The 14,022-nt window shown below is 73.0% G+C and carries 14 protein-coding genes; 9 read left to right on the forward strand and 5 right to left on the reverse strand.

Annotation, left to right across the window (positions count from 1 at the left end):
• The first annotated feature begins 168 nt into the window (after window positions 1-168).
• Genes AB0F10_RS15980 through AB0F10_RS16000 form a run of 5 tightly spaced genes read left to right on the forward strand, consistent with a single transcriptional unit; the run spans window position 169 to window position 5,200 of the window.
• Window positions 169-1,005: a hypothetical protein gene (locus tag AB0F10_RS15980; RefSeq protein WP_360624465.1), complete on the forward strand. Its 837-nt coding sequence runs from the start codon at window positions 169-171 to the stop codon at window positions 1,003-1,005.
• Window positions 1,002-1,586, forward strand: a complete 585-nt coding sequence (locus AB0F10_RS15985; RefSeq protein ID WP_360624468.1) for a DUF4129 domain-containing protein — start codon at window positions 1,002-1,004, stop codon at window positions 1,584-1,586. The genes AB0F10_RS15980 and AB0F10_RS15985 overlap by 4 nt, the downstream gene beginning before the upstream one ends.
• Window positions 1,583-2,902, forward strand: a complete 1,320-nt coding sequence (locus tag AB0F10_RS15990; protein ID WP_360624471.1) for a DUF4350 domain-containing protein — start codon at window positions 1,583-1,585, stop codon at window positions 2,900-2,902. The genes AB0F10_RS15985 and AB0F10_RS15990 overlap by 4 nt, the downstream gene beginning before the upstream one ends.
• A complete protein-coding gene (locus AB0F10_RS15995) occupies window positions 2,899-3,873 on the forward strand; it encodes a MoxR family ATPase (RefSeq protein ID WP_360624474.1) in 975 nt (324 codons plus the stop codon). The genes AB0F10_RS15990 and AB0F10_RS15995 overlap by 4 nt, the downstream gene beginning before the upstream one ends.
• A 7-nt stretch (window positions 3,874-3,880) precedes the next feature.
• The gene (locus AB0F10_RS16000; RefSeq protein ID WP_360624477.1) at window positions 3,881-5,200 is read left to right on the forward strand and encodes a DUF58 domain-containing protein; all 1,320 of its coding nucleotides are present in this window, start codon (window positions 3,881-3,883) and stop codon (window positions 5,198-5,200) included.
• 24 nt (window positions 5,201-5,224) lie between these two features.
• On the opposite strand, the gene AB0F10_RS16005 is transcribed toward AB0F10_RS16000, so the two are convergent.
• From AB0F10_RS16005 to AB0F10_RS16015, 3 genes are all read right to left on the reverse strand, one after another.
• Window positions 5,225-5,638, reverse strand: a complete 414-nt coding sequence (locus AB0F10_RS16005) for a DUF6924 domain-containing protein (RefSeq protein WP_360624480.1) — start codon at window positions 5,636-5,638, stop codon at window positions 5,225-5,227.
• A gap of 174 nt (window positions 5,639-5,812) precedes the next feature.
• Complete coding sequence (locus tag AB0F10_RS16010; protein ID WP_360624483.1) at window positions 5,813-6,280, reverse strand: hypothetical protein; 468 nt, start codon at window positions 6,278-6,280, stop codon at window positions 5,813-5,815.
• A gap of 213 nt (window positions 6,281-6,493) precedes the next feature.
• Entirely contained in the window at window positions 6,494-7,489 is a 996-nt protein-coding gene (locus AB0F10_RS16015; RefSeq protein ID WP_360624486.1) for a stage II sporulation protein M, read from the reverse strand.
• Window positions 7,490-7,529: 40 nt separating this feature from the next.
• Here AB0F10_RS16015 and AB0F10_RS16020 point away from each other — a divergent pair, with 40 nt between their 5' ends.
• Window positions 7,530-8,513, forward strand: a complete 984-nt coding sequence (locus AB0F10_RS16020) for an RDD family protein (RefSeq protein ID WP_360624489.1) — start codon at window positions 7,530-7,532, stop codon at window positions 8,511-8,513.
• On the opposite strand, the gene argS is transcribed toward AB0F10_RS16020, so the two are convergent.
• A complete protein-coding gene (argS, locus tag AB0F10_RS16025) occupies window positions 8,481-10,139 on the reverse strand; it encodes an arginine--tRNA ligase (RefSeq protein WP_360624491.1) in 1,659 nt (552 codons plus the stop codon). The genes AB0F10_RS16020 and argS overlap by 33 nt on opposite strands.
• A gap of 179 nt (window positions 10,140-10,318) precedes the next feature.
• On the opposite strand from argS, the gene AB0F10_RS16030 reads away from it, so the two are divergent.
• From AB0F10_RS16030 to AB0F10_RS16040, 3 genes are all read left to right on the forward strand, one after another.
• The gene (locus AB0F10_RS16030) at window positions 10,319-10,747 is read left to right on the forward strand and encodes a protein phosphatase (protein ID WP_360624494.1); all 429 of its coding nucleotides are present in this window, start codon (window positions 10,319-10,321) and stop codon (window positions 10,745-10,747) included.
• Between the two features lie 125 nt (window positions 10,748-10,872).
• The gene (locus tag AB0F10_RS16035; protein WP_360624497.1) at window positions 10,873-11,757 is read left to right on the forward strand and encodes an SHOCT domain-containing protein; all 885 of its coding nucleotides are present in this window, start codon (window positions 10,873-10,875) and stop codon (window positions 11,755-11,757) included.
• A gap of 133 nt (window positions 11,758-11,890) precedes the next feature.
• Window positions 11,891-12,334 (forward strand): SRPBCC family protein, encoded by a 444-nt coding sequence (locus AB0F10_RS16040; protein WP_360624500.1) that lies wholly within the window; start codon window positions 11,891-11,893, stop codon window positions 12,332-12,334.
• A 63-nt stretch (window positions 12,335-12,397) separates the two neighbouring features.
• Here the strand turns inward: AB0F10_RS16040 and AB0F10_RS16045 are convergent, their stop codons facing one another.
• The gene (locus tag AB0F10_RS16045) at window positions 12,398-14,011 is read right to left on the reverse strand and encodes a methyl-accepting chemotaxis protein (protein WP_360624503.1); all 1,614 of its coding nucleotides are present in this window, start codon (window positions 14,009-14,011) and stop codon (window positions 12,398-12,400) included.
• Window positions 14,012-14,022 lie beyond the last annotated feature (11 nt).

The following is a 14,022-nucleotide window of genomic DNA, read 5'->3' on the forward strand; positions in this document are numbered from 1 at the left end:
ACCTTTCGAAGGGGAGGACGCAGGGCGCCTCGTGGGCGCCCAGAGGCACGATAACCGCCGATGCATCGAGAGGCGAGGCAAACCGGCCAACAGGTGATGACCTGGAGGTTGCGCGCCGCGGGCAGCGCGAATACCACCCGGGAGCGTGGATCTCGTAGGATCGCCGCCATGCCTGCGCAGCCGGACCTGCCGCTGCGTCCCATGACTCTCGGTGAGCTGCTGGACGCGGCGATATCGCTCCTGCGCGCCCGGGCCGTCCCGCTGATCGGTGTCGCCGCCGTGCTGGCCCTGCTAGAGCAGGTGCTGCTCGCTCCCGTGCGGGTCGCCGCGCACCTCACCCCGCCCTTCTATCTGCCCGCCAACGGCCACTTTGTCCTGTGGTGGGGTGCCACGACGCTCGGGTCCGCCATCGAGGCCTTCATCCTCGTGCTGCTCGGGGCGCTCGCCGCGGCCGCCGCCGGTCCCGCGCTGATCGACCGGCCGGTGCGGCATCGGGAGCTCTGGTCGCGGACCCGGCCCCTGGCGACCGTCTGCACGGCGGTGCTGCTCGGCGTCGCCTGCGCGGCCGGGTTCTTCGCCGGTGCCGTGCTGTGGCTGATCTTCTTCGGGTTGTTCGGCCTCGCCACCTCGGTGCTCGTCATCGACCGGTCCGGCAATCCGTTCACCGCGCTCGGGCGATCCGCCCGGCTTGCCGCCAGGGGAGGCCTCCGCGGCTTCTGGGTGTTGTCGGCCGCCTATGTCACCTGGTTCGCCATCCGGTTCATGCTGGGCAGCGGATGGGTGCCCATCCAGTCGTTGTTCAGCGACCCCGACCCGGACTGGCTCGTCTGGGTCACCCCGGCCGCCTGGGCGATGGTCAACACGGTGGCCTACTCCGCGCTCGCCTGCGTCGCCGCCGTCGTGTCGCTCGAGGCGCGGATCCGCAGCGAGGGGCTCGACATCGCCATCGGGCGGGCCCGCGCGCGGGGCGAGGACGACGCCGCTCCCCTGGTGTACACGCGATGACCCGGTCCTGGGACGAGTTCGCGGCCGGGGTCTTCGACATCGTCGCGCCGCAGAACCTGCTGCTGCTCATGCTGCTGCTGGCCGGGCTGATCGGCGCGCTCTGGTACTGGTTCCCCGCGTGGGTGCCGCGCCGGTGGCCGCGCTGGCGCATGCCACGGTTCCGGCTGCCCCGGCTTCGGCTGCCGCGCTTTCGGCGTACCGGGAAACCGAAGGCCGCCGAGCCGGCGCCGGAGCAGGAACCGGCCTTCGAGCCGACCGTGGTGCTCGCCGACGGCACCCTGCTGGCCGACCGGCTCGCCGCACAGGGGCGTTACGCCGAGGCCATCCGGCAGCGGCTGCGTGACCTCGTCGGCGACCTGAGCGCCGCGGGCGTGGTCTCGCCGCTGCCCGGCACGACCGCCGCGGAGGTCGCGGCCGCCGTCGCCGCGCGCCGGCCGGCGATGGCCGGTCCGCTGGGCGGCGCCACCGACCTGTTCTCGGAGATCTGGTACGGCGACCGCACCGCCCTGTCCGCGCACGACGAGCGGATGCGCTCCCTCACCGGGGACGTGCGCATCCGGATGAGCGAGGGCACGCCGTGAGGTCCCGCCGCTGGGTGCGGTTCGCGCTGCCGTTCGCCGTCGTCCTCGGCCTGGTGACGCTCACCGGGATCGCGCACGTCGTGCAGCAGCCGGACCCGACCGACGCCTCGTTCCTCTCCCCCACCAGCGACGCCGGCGACGGCGCGCGCCTGCTGGCCGAGCGGCTGACCCGCGCCGGGGTCCGGGTGGACGTGCGGACCAGCAGCACCGAGGCGCTGGCCGCCGCCGAGAGCGGGCCCGCGACCGTGCTCGTGACGACGCCGGGGCTGGTCAATCCCGTCTACCTGAGCCGGCTGACGTCGCTGCCGCCGGAGATCCGGGTGGTGCTCGTGGCCCCCGACGCGCGGCAGGTGGTGCTGGCCGGCTTCTACGGAACCGTCGGCGGGCCCCGCTGGACCGCCGCGGCGCCCGCGCCGGACTGCCCGATCGACTTCGCTCAGGCGGCCGGGCCGGCCGCGGCGCTGCGCCGGACCTACGGCCCGCGCGGCCAGGAGGTGCGGTGCTACCGGAACGGGCTCGTCGAGTTCCGCGGCTCCGGCCCCTCGATCACGTTGATCGGCGCCGCCGACCCCTTCCGCAACGACCGCGCCGACGAGCACGGCAACCAGGTCCTCGCCGCCGGGCTGCTGTCGCGCGAATCCCGGGTGATCTGGCTCGACCTGCACAAGCGGGAGCCCGATCCGGACACCAACACGTTCCCGCGCGACGAGGCGTCACCCTGGTCCGATCCGGACGGTGAATCCGGCGACGGCGAGGGCAGCACGGAACAGCGGGGCGATCCGACCGGCGAGCCCCAGAACGACGAGGCGCAGAACGACGAGGCGCAGGGCGGCGGCGACACGGACTCCGGCAACCCGCTCTTCCGGGCCTTCCCGCCCGCGGTCTGGGCCACCCTGGCCCTGCTCGCGCTGGCCGCGCTCGCCCTGGCCGCCGCGTCCTCCCGGCGGCTGGGCGCGCCGGTCGCCGAGCCCCTGCCGGTGCGGGTCCGGGCCGCCGAGACGGTACGCGGCCTGGGCGGGCTGTACCGGCGGGCCGGCGCGCGCGGCAACTCGCTCGAGACGCTGCAGACGGCCGCGTGTCTCCGGCTCACCGAGCACTTCGGAATGCCGCCGGACACCGAGCTGGAGGAGCTGGCCGAGCACGTCGCAGCCGTCACCGGCCACCCGGCCAACGAGGTGCGGCACGCGCTCGGCGGCGGCGTCGAGGACAGCGACGAGGAACTGGCCCGCGCCGCGACGAACGTGCAGGACCTGGTCCGCTTCGTGACCGGGCGGCAGGACTGGCGACAGGGACATGACGAGGGGAATGTGACGTGACGACTTCCGTACCCGTGGAGGCCACCGCGGCCCGCGAGGCGCTGCAGCGCCTGCGGAACGAGGTCGCCAAGGCGGTCGTCGGCCAGGACGCGGTGGTCGGCGGCGTGGTCATCGCGCTGCTCTGCGGCGGCCACGTGCTGCTCGAGGGCGTGCCGGGCGTCGCGAAGACGCTGCTGGTCCGCGCGCTCGCCGCCGCGCTGGACCTCGACACCAAGCGCGTGCAGTTCACCCCGGACCTGATGCCGGGCGACGTGACCGGTTCGCTGGTCTACGACGCGCGCAGCGCCGCGTTCAACTTCCGGCCCGGCCCGATCTTCACGAACCTGCTGCTCGCCGACGAGATCAACCGGACCCCGCCGAAGACCCAGGCGGCGCTGCTCGAGGCCATGGAGGAGCGCACGGTCAGCACCGACGGCGAGACCCGCCGGCTGCCCGAGCCGTTCATCGTGGTCGCCACCCAGAACCCGATCGAGTACGAGGGCACGTACCCGCTGCCGGAGGCGCAGCTCGACCGGTTCCTGCTCAAGCTCGCCGTGCCGCTTCCGCAGCGCGAGGAGGAGCTGGGCGTGCTGCGGGCGCACCACAACGGCTTCGACCCGCGGGACCTCAAGGCGGCGGGCATCGGGCCGGTCGCCACCGCCGCCGACCTGGCCGCCGGCCGGGCCGCGGCCCGGCGGGTCGCGGTCACCGATCCGGTCCTCGAATACGTGGTCGACCTGTGCCGGGCCACCCGGGTGTCCCCGGCGCTGGAGCTGGGCGCGTCGCCGCGCGGCACCACGGCCCTGCTCGCCGTCGCCAAGGCCCGGGCCTGGCTCAGCGGGCGCGACTACGTGCTGCCCGACGACGTCAAGGCGTTCGCCATCCCGACGCTGCGGCACCGGGTCCGGCTGCGGGCCGAGGCCGAGCTCGACGGCGTCACGGCCGACTCGGTGCTGCGGACCGTGCTGGGCGCCGTGCCCGCGCCCCGCTGAGCCGACCGTGGTCACCAGGCGCTTCGCGCTGCTGCTCGCGCTCGGCACGCCGCTGCCGGCGCTGCTCGCGTCGCCGTGGCTGCTCATGCTCGCCGTGCTCGGGATCGCCGTCGTCGCGGCCGCGCTGGACGTGCTGGTCGCGGCCCCGCTGACCGGGGTCACGATGCGCCGCGAGGGCGACGCGACGGTGTGGCTGGGCGAGACTGCCACGGCGACGCTGACGGTCGGCAACGCCGGGCAACGGCCGATGATGCTGCGGCTGCGCGACCGCTGGGTGCCCTCGGCGGGCGCCGACAACGCCGAGCACCGGCTCTATCTGCTGGCCGGCGAGGAGCGGGCGGTGGTCACCACGCTCACGCCGACCCGGCACGGTGACCGGCCGGCCGTGCGGGTGACGCTGCGCTCGTACGGGCCGCTGGGGCTCGCGTACCGGCAGCGGCGGCAGCGGTGGGACGAGGCGGTCACCCCGGCGTCGACGCTGCGGGTGCTGCCCCGCTTCCCGTCCCGGCGGCTGCTGCCGGAGAAGCTGGCCCGGTTGCGCATCTTCGACGGCGCCGTGGTGACCCGCGGACGCGGCCAGGGCACCGAGTTCGACGTGCTGCGCGAGTACGTGATCGGCGACGACGTGCGCTCGATCGACTGGCGGGCCAGCGCCCGTACCCATGACGTGGTGGTCCGGACCTGGCGCCCGGAGCGCGACCGCCGGGTGATCTGCGTGCTGGACACCGGCCGGACCTCGGCGGCGCGGATCGGGGACGAGCCCCGCCTGGACGCCGCGATCGACGCGGCCCTGCTGCTGGCAGTGCTCGCCTCCAAGGCCGACGACCGCGTCGACCTGCTGGCGGTGGACACCGTCGTCCGGGCCAAGGTGGAGGGCGGCGGGCACCGCACCAAGCTGCCGCGGCTGATCAGCTCGATGGCGGCGCTGGAGCCCGCCCTGGTGGAGACGGACTTCGGCCTGGCCGTGGCCGACCTGCTGCGCCGCGACCACAAGCGCTCGCTGGTGGTGATCTTCTCGGCCCTGGACGCCGCGCCGATCGTCGAGGGCCTGCTGCCGATGCTGACCCGGCTGACCACCCGGCACCGGCTGGTCCTCGCCAGCGTCCGCGACCCGGAGACCGCCCAGCTGGCCCAGCTGCCGGTGCGGGGCGCGACCGCCGAGGACGTGCACGTGGCGGCGGCCGCCGAGCTGGCGCTGGCCGAGCGCGGCCGGGTGCGCGCCCTGCTCGAGCAGCAGGGCGTGATCGTGGTCGACGAGCTCCGCGACGGCTTCGCCTCGAAGGTCTCCGACGTCTACCTGACGCTCAAGGCGGCCGGGCGGCTCTAGCGGCGGGGCCGTGCGATCGGATTGCTAATCGGGGAAGGCGCGGAAGACGCCGTCCGGGTCGGCGTGGTCGGCGAACTCGAAGAAGTCCATGTTCCCGAGCGACAGGTTGTTCTCCACGGCCCACATCTCGGCGGGCTCCACGCGGAACCACCGGCCCGGCTCGTGCAGGAGGTCGACGACCACGACCGGCATCTCGGGGGCCGTGATCGTCACGTCGTCGACGAGGAAGACGAAGCCTGAATAACCGGCCTTCGGCAGGGCCACGACCTGCTCGGGAGTGACTCCGGCGAACGCCCGATCGCTGACGAACGTGAGATCGGCGCCGAAACCCTCGGGTGACGTCGTCTCACATGCGGCGCGGACCGCCTCGAAGGCGGCGTCGTCGGAGAAGTCGGTCCGCAGGACGAGCGCCCCGGCGGTGTCCGGCACTATGGGCATTTCGGCCTGGCCTCGACGGTCACCGGGAAAGCCTCGCACACGGTGCCGTTTCCCGCGCTCCCGGTCCGACCAATTCCCGGGCGAATCGTCAGGCGAAGTCGCGCGTCTGCCCGTCGAGGCGATGGACGAAAGGCCGGCTGACAAATGCGCGACTTCGCGGCAATGGTCCGATGATCAGGGAGTGAGGATGATGGTGTAGGTCGGGGTACCGGCGCTGAAGGTACGCATCCGCATTCCGAGCCGGCGCGTTCCGGGCAACGCCTGCTGCAGGTAGGTGTCGCAGGTGCCGAACCTTTCGTTCGGGATGTTCACGGTGAGCGCCGAACCATCCCAAACGGCATCGTCGCCGTTCGACTCGGCCCAGAAGAGGACGGAGCTCCCGCTGGTGTTCGCCACATGCGTCGTGTCACCAGAGTCGATCACGAACCAGCCGCGCACCATCCAGTTGGCGCAGTCGCTGCTGTCGTAGCCCACGAAGGCCTGTACCTGATGTGGGTAGCGGTTGGTGATGTTCACCTGGGTGACCGCGGCCCTCGCGGCCGGGCCCGCCTGGGCCGGCACATTGGCATCAGCTGGAACAACGGGAACAAGCGCAAGAATCAGCCCGGCGGCCGCCACTCCAGCCCAGCGTCGAATCTTCATTACTACTCCCTCTCCAAACAATGGCAGTTCGCGATAAACATCGACACGCGAAGAGCGTACTCGCACTCCGGAGCCATTTCAGGCACGCATCGGAATCGCCATTCAATCGCCGCCGTGCGTAATTCTTATCGGTTACCGTCGCACCAAATGGCGACACCGGCATCGTCAGCGCCACCGGGCACGCCGACCACGGCGACTTTTTCTGAGCGGCCCCTAGGCCGTGGGCACGGGCGTTGCGTCGTGCTCCGGGGCCAGGGCGCCGGTCTCGCCGCGGCGGTGGGCCGCGCCGCCGACGCCGAGCGCGTAGACCATGAACGCCAGCCAGACCAGGGCGCCGATCCCGACCCGCACCGCGGGCGGCAGGGAGGACGGCGTCACGTACGCCTCCAGCACCCCGGAGACGCCGAGCATCACGACCAGGCCCAGCGCCACCAGCATCGCGGCGCGCGCGCGTTCGGCGAGCGCCTGGCCGCGGGTGCGGTGCGGTCCGGGTGCGATCCAGGCCCAGCCGATGCGCAGGCCGACCCCGGCGGCGACGAAGATCGAGGTCAGCTCGAGCAGGCCGTGCGGCAGGATCATGGTGAAGAAGGTCTCGCCGTGGCCCGCGTAGATCATCATGCCGCCGATCAGGCCGAGCGCGAACAGGTTCGAGCCCAGGATGTAGAGCGCCGGCAGGATCAGCACGCCCGAGGCGAGGCACTGCGCGGCGAGCAGCGCGTTGTTGGACCAGACGCTCGCCGCGAAGTTCTGCGCCTGGTATTCGCTGTAGTAGCCGACGAAGTCCTCTTCGACGTACTGCCGCATCGACTGGCCGACGGCGAAGCTGCTGATGATGTCCGGGTGGGTGGAGAAATACCACATCAGCGCCCAGGCGAGGACCACGTTCACCGCCATGACGCTCAGCCACCAGTGCCGGGTGACGTAGAGCTGGGCCGGGAGCGACGAGGTGAAGAACCGCGTCACCGGACGCCAGGAGAAGCGCCGGCCGCCGGTGACCGCCGAGCGGCCGGCGATGACCAACTGCGACAGCAGGGCGAGCAGCACCGGGTCGGGCGAGTGGCTGCGCACCACCGACAGGTGGGTCGCCGCCCGCTGGTAGAGCAGGACCAGTTCGTCCGCCTCGTCCGGCGTGAGGCGCCGGCGCCGGGCGAGCACTTCGAGCCGGTTCCACTCCCCGCGCCGCTCGGCGACGTACGCGTCCAGGTCCACCGGCGCAGCGTAGCCAACGCCGATCGGGTTAACTACCCGCATGACTGTGGCGGTGACGACCCCGGAGCGGCGCGACGACCCGCTCGTCAACGGCGAGGCCGTCGAGGTCGACGTGCGCCTGGCCCGGGTCGGCTCGCGGGCGCTCGCTCTGCTCCTCGACCTCGCGGTGCAGGCCGTCATCGTGCTGATGCTGCTCACCCTGATCGGGATCTCGGCGACGGCGCTGCCGAGCCAGGTCGCCGACGACGCGTTCATGGAGGCCGCCCTCACCATTTCGACGATCATCGTGTTCATCGGCTATCCGACGATCGTCGAGACCCTCACCAACGGCCGCAGCCTCGGCAAGCGCGCGATGGGCCTGCGGGTGGTCCGGGTGGACGGCGGCCCGATCCGGCTGCGGCACGCGCTGACCCGGGCCCTGATCGGCGTCGCGGTGGAGTGGCCCGGCCTGCTGTTCGTGCCGCTGACCTGGGCGGTGGCGCTGATCACGATGCTCGTCTCACCGCAGGGCCGGCGCCTCGGCGACCAGGCGGCGGGCACCATCGTCATCCACGAGCGCTCGCCCGCGCCGTGGGGCTGGGTGCCGTCCATGCCGCCGCAGCTCGCCGGCTGGGCGGCCGGGCTGGACCTGAGCGGGCTCGACGATCAACTGGCGCTCGCGGCCCGGCACTACCTGGCCCGGGCCACGAGCATCCGCGAGCCGCAGAACGGGCGGTTCGCCCAGCAACTGGCCCAGGAGGTCGCCGGGCGGATCGCCCAGCAGCCGCCGCCCGGCACGCCGCCGTGGATGTTCCTCAGCGCCGTGCTCGCCGAGCGCCGCCGCCGGGCCGCCTCCCGGGTGCACACCACCCGGGCGCTGACCCAGCGGATCTGGCCCGGCTTCGGCCGGCTCTCCTGGACCCAGCCGGCCGCCGTCGACCCGTCCTGGGATCCGGCGGGCCGCAACCGGCCGCTGCTCGGCGTCGTCAAGGAGCAGGGCCGGCCGGACCCGCTACATCCGCTCCGGCGTGGCAATCCCCAGTAGATCCAGGCCCTGCCGCAGGGTCCGGGCCGTGAGCACGCACAGGGCGAGACGACTTTCCCGTACGCCCGCGGGCGCGCTCAGCACGGGGCAGCTCTCGTAGAAGGCGCTGAACGCCTGCGCGATGCCGTACAGGTGGGCGGCGAGCCGGTGGAACTCCAGCGACCGGGCCGCGTCCGTGACCACCGGCTCGAAGCCGAGCACCTCGAGGGCGAGGGCCCGCTCGGCGTCCGTGCCGAGTCCGATCCTGCCCTCGAACGCGCCGGCCTTGCGCCGGATCGCCTGGATCCGGGCGTGCGCGTACTGCTGGTACGGCCCGGTGTTGCCGGTCAGCGCCAGCATCCGGTCCCAGTCGAAGACGTAGCCGGACCTCCGGTCGCCGGACAGGTCGGCGTACTTGATCGCGCCGATGCCGACGGCCCGGGCGACCTCCGGCGCGGGCGCGAGCTCCGAGGCGCGGGCGATCGCCTCGTCCACCACGGCCGCCAGCTTGATGGACTCGCCGGACCGGCTGCGGAACATCCTGCCGTCGGTGCCGAGGATCGAGCCGAAGCCGGCGTGCTGCGCCGTCACCGGTTCGGGCAGCCAGCCGGCGGCATCCGCCACCGCGAACACCATCTGGAAGTGGGTCCGCTGTGGTGCGCCCACGAAGTACAGCAGCCGGGTCGCGCCGAGCTCCCGTACCCGGTACCGCAGCGCGGCAAGGTCCGTGGCCGCGTACCCGAAACCGCCGTCGCTCTTGCGAACGATCAGCGGGAGCGGATCGCCGTCGCGTCCGGTGCAGCCGGGCGGGAACGCGCAGAGCGCGCCGTCGCTCTCGACCAGCAGGCCCTTGGCGGCAAGCTCGGCCACGACGGATTCCAGCCGGTCGTTGTAGAAGCTCTCGCCGATGAAGTGTTCCGGGCCGAGCGTGACGCCGAGCCGGTCGTAGGCGAGCAGCAGGTAGCGCTGCGACGCGGTGACCAGTTGCCGCCACTGCCGCAGCGTCGGCTCGTCGCCGGCCTGCAGCGCCACCACCCGCAGCCGGGCCCGGGTCTTGAACCCCTCGTCGGTGTCGAACCTGAGCCGGGCCGCCTGGTAGAACGCCGTGAGATCGCCGATGTCGGCGGCGTCACCGGCGCCGAGGTGCTCGATGAGCATGCCGAACGCCGTGCCCCAGTCGCCGAGGTGGTTGGCCCGCACGACGTCGTGGCCCAGCCATTCGAGCAGCCGCGCCGCGGCGTCGCCGATGACGGTCGAGCGCAGGTGCCCGATGGTGAGTTCCTTGGCGATGTTCGGCGAGGAGTAGTCGACGACGACCCGTTCCGGGTGCGCGGCGAGCGGCACGCCGAGACGCGGGTCGGCGGCGACCTCGTTCGCGGCGTCCGCGATGACGTCGTCGGTCAGCCGCAGATTGATGAAGCCGGGTCCCGAGACCCCGGCCGTCGCGACGCCGGCCAGGTCGGCCGCCGCGAGCACCTCGCCGGCCAGGTCGCGGGGTGCCCGGCCCAGCCGCCGGGCGAGCGGCAGGGCCGCGTCGGACTGGAAGTCGGCGTGCCGCGAACGCCGCACCGCCGGATCGACGGTCGCGCCCGCGACCTCGGAGAATGCGGCGCCGAGCCGCCCTGCGAGCAGAGCCTCGAAATTCATGACAACCCAATCGACGGTACGCGTGGAGGCGGGTCGACCGGTGCCGGCGGGATCGACCCGCCGGCTGGGAACGTGCTAGCTCAACCGGAGGGTGTTCGTCCGGCGTCGCTCGCTGCTGGCACTGTGCACGGCGACGATGCTAGCCGCTCGGGCCGCCCGGCGTGATGGAGAATCGTCCGGTGAGCGAGCGCTGGGCGGCAGACGCGGAGGGCGTCGTCACGCTCCCGTCGGGCCGGCGGGTGCGCGGGCGCGGCCTGCGGCGGCCGGCCCCGGCCGGGCCGGACCCCGAGTTCGGCGTGTACCTGCTCGGTTCCGAGCCGCCGGCGACGGCCTGGGAGAGCCGGTGGCTGCGCTGGCCCGACTTCCGGCTTCCGGCCGACCGGCGGCGGGCGGCCGAGGTGCTGCACGAGGCGTGGCTGCGCGCCGCGACCGAGCGGGTCGAGCTGGCCTGCTTCGGCGGCCGGGGACGCACCGGCACCGCGCTTGCCTGCCTGGCCGTGCTGGACGGCGTGCCGCCGGAGCAGGCCGTCGCCTGGGTACGCGGGCACTACCACCGCCGCGCGGTCGAGACGCCCTGGCAGCGGCGCTACGTCCAGCGCTACCGCTGACTGCACGGGGCGCGCCGAAGATCGGCCGATCGACGAAATTCTTCGTCCATGTCGGACTGACGGGCGTTGTTGTGAGCTGCTTCACTGAACTGGCCGGTATCGGTTCGGGGGACGGGGACTCCGCCATGACCAACACCACCAGCGGCCAACGCCCGGCGACGGTCAGGGCCGCCGCCGCCCTGATGACGGGCACCGCCCTGATCTATCTGATCAGCGCCTTCGTGCTCATCTGGCAGACCGGCCGGAGCCGGGCGTGGATTCGCGACGAGTTCGAATCGTTCGACCCGGACGGCGGGCCCATGCTGGGCCTGGTCCAGTCCGCCCCGGTGGTGGTCGCGGTGCTCACCATCGTCGCGGCGCTGCTGTTGCTCGGCGCCGTGGCCGCGGTGCGCTCCGGGAGCCAGGCCGGCCGCGTCTTCGCCTGGGTCGTCATGGGCCTGCTGCTGTTGTGCGGCACCAGCGCCGTCTCCAACGGCGGAACCCCGGACTTCGGCAACAACATGACCATGCGGTCCACCCGGTTCGGCGGACCCGGCGAGTCGGGGACCACGTTCCACACGCTGCCGGATTCCTACGCGGCGGCGCACCGGATCGTGAGCGGGGTGTTCGCGGGCCTCGCGATGGTCGCGCTGATCGTCGCGATCGTGCTGCTCGCCCGGCCGTCGGCCGGACGCTGGTTCCGGCCGCAGCGGTTCGTCCAGCAGCCGGGCTACCACCCGATGCCCTACCCCGGCCGGCCGGACCAGTTCGGTGGCCCGCCGCCGGGACAGTTCGCCGCACCGCCGCCCTGGCCGGTCGCGGCACCGCAGCCCTGGCCGGTCGCGGCCCCGCCGCCGGGGCAGCCCGGGCCACCGTGGAGCCGCCCGGTCGATGGGGGCACGGTCCGTCCGGCGGCACGCCCGCAGGCCCCGGTCGACGCCGAACTGGCGGTTCTCGTCCGGCGGCACCAGCGGGGTGAGATCACCGACGCCGAGTTCGAGGCGGCCCGGGCCCGGCTGACCGGGTCCTGACAGGGCGCCGCCCGGGCCGTGATCACGCCGCCGCCCCAGGTCGGGCGATGTCGGACAGAGGCGGAAATTGCGACGGCGGGGATTGCCGGCGTTTAGGGTGGAAACGCTCTGCCGGATCCTCGAGGGGACGACGATGATCACGATCTCCCGCACGTTCACCGTCGTCGCCGCCGCCGAGGCGGTGCTCGCGTACCTGAAGGACTTCGGCAACCTGGGCGGCGGGGACGCGTCCGCCCGGCGGAGCGTCCGCGCCGACGACGGGCCGCTCGCCGTGGGCGCCAGCTGGCACAACACCTCGAGGATCCTCGGCGTGACGAGCGAGCTCACCTACACGCTGCACGCCGTCGAGAGCGACCGCCTGGTCTTCGTGGGCCGCAGCGAGGGCGCGACCTCGACCGACACCATCACCGTGCGCCCGGCCGCCGGCGGCAGCGAGGTCACCTACCACGTCGACCTCGAGATGCACGGCCTCGCCAAGCTGGCCACCCCGGTCATGAGGATCGAGTTCGAGCGACTCGGCGACGAGACCGCGGCCCGGCTCACCGGCGCGCTGAACCGGTTGACGTCCGCGGCCTGACCGCGGCACCGGGCGGTCCGGCCCGGATCCGCGAGGGGAATTCCCCCATATCGGGGACGCGCCCTAGACCTTGAAGCTGTCCACGAGGCCGCGCAGGTCGCCGCTGGTCCGGGCCAGGCCCTCCGCGGACTCCCGGGCCTGCTGCACCGCCGTCGTCGTCTCGCCCATCGCCATGGAGACGCCCGCGATGTTCGTGGCGATGTTCTCGCTGCTGCTCGCCGCCTCGGAGACGTTGCGGCCCATCTCGCTGGTCGTGGCCGTCTGCTCCTCCACCGCCGCCGCGATCAACGTCTGGAAGTCGCTGATCCGGCCGACCACCGCGCCGATCTCGCCGATCGCCTCGGTCGCGTTGGCGGAGTCGGCCTGGATCGCCTGCACCAGGCGGGCGATGTCCTCGGTCGCCTTCGCCGTCTCCTGGGCCAGGTCCTTGACCTCGCCCGCGACGACCGCGAAGCCCTTGCCCATCTCGCCGGCCCGGGCCGCCTCGATCGTGGCGTTGAGCGCCAGCAGGTTGGTCTGCTCCGCGATCGACGTGATCATCTTGACCACGTCGCCGATCTGGGCCGAGGACTCGCCGAGCTTGCCCACGGTGGTGTTGGTCTGCTCGGCCACCGCGACCGCCTCGGTCGCGACCGAGGCCGCCGCGCCGGCGTTGCGGGCGATCTCGTCGATGGCGGAACTCATCTCGTGGCTGCCCGCGGCCATCGTGCGGACGTTGCCGGAGACGCCGTCGGCGGCCCGCGCCACCGCGGCGGCCTGTACCTCGACGTGCGCGCTGGAGTCCGCGACCCGGGCCGACACCGCCGACAGGTCGTCGGACGCCGTCGCGATCGTGCCGGCGTGCCCCGCGATCTCGGTGACGGTCTCGCTGAGCGACTCGGCGGTCCGGTCCACCGCGTCGCCGAGCTTGCCGAGTTCGTCCTTGCGCGCGAGGCTCGCGCGGGCGGTGAGGTCGCGCCGGGCCAGGCGGTCGAGCGCCGCGACGACCACCGCGAGCGGCCGGACCACCGAGCGGGTGACACGGAAGCCCATGAGGAACGCCAGGATCACGGCCAGCAGCAGCGTGCCGCCGAGCACCTGGAGGCTGGTCTCGCGGACCTTCGCCGCGTCGGCGCGCAACTGCGCCGCCCGGGCGTTGAGGGACTTGTCGAGCGCGTCGGTGACGTCCAGGACCTTGCCGTACGAGTCGGAGGCGGGCCCGCCGTTGATGTTGGTCATGGCCTCGGCCCGGGCGGCCGGGGTGTCGCCGGCCAGGATGTTCATGATCTTGTCGTCCCACTGGAAGAAGTCGTCCCACGCGGGCTTGAGCTCGGCGAACTTGGCCTTCTCGGCGTCGGTCATGCCGTCGACGTGGGTGGCGGCCAGGCCGTCGTAGATGGCCTTCTTCGACTTCAGCTCGCCCTTGCGGTTGAAGCCGTCCGGGCCGGTCGCCTTCTCGAATCCGAACGCGCCGGCGTCCGCGACCACCAGCCCCTGCCAGCCGGACACGTCAGCCACCAGGTACTGGGCCGCCTGCAGGTCGTCGCGCACCTGCTCGAGCACCGCCAGGCGCTTCTGGGTGGCGTTCTGCTGCTCCAGCCCCCACCAGCCGACCCCCGCCGCGACGACGATCAGAGAGGTGAGCAGGAGATATGACGCGCCGAGCCGCTTGCCGACGCCGATGTCCTTGACACGCACGAGTCGTACTC

It is taken from the genome of Actinoplanes sp. NPDC026623, from assembly GCF_040638275.1.
Taxonomy (GTDB): Bacteria; Actinomycetota; Actinomycetes; order Mycobacteriales; family Micromonosporaceae; genus Actinoplanes.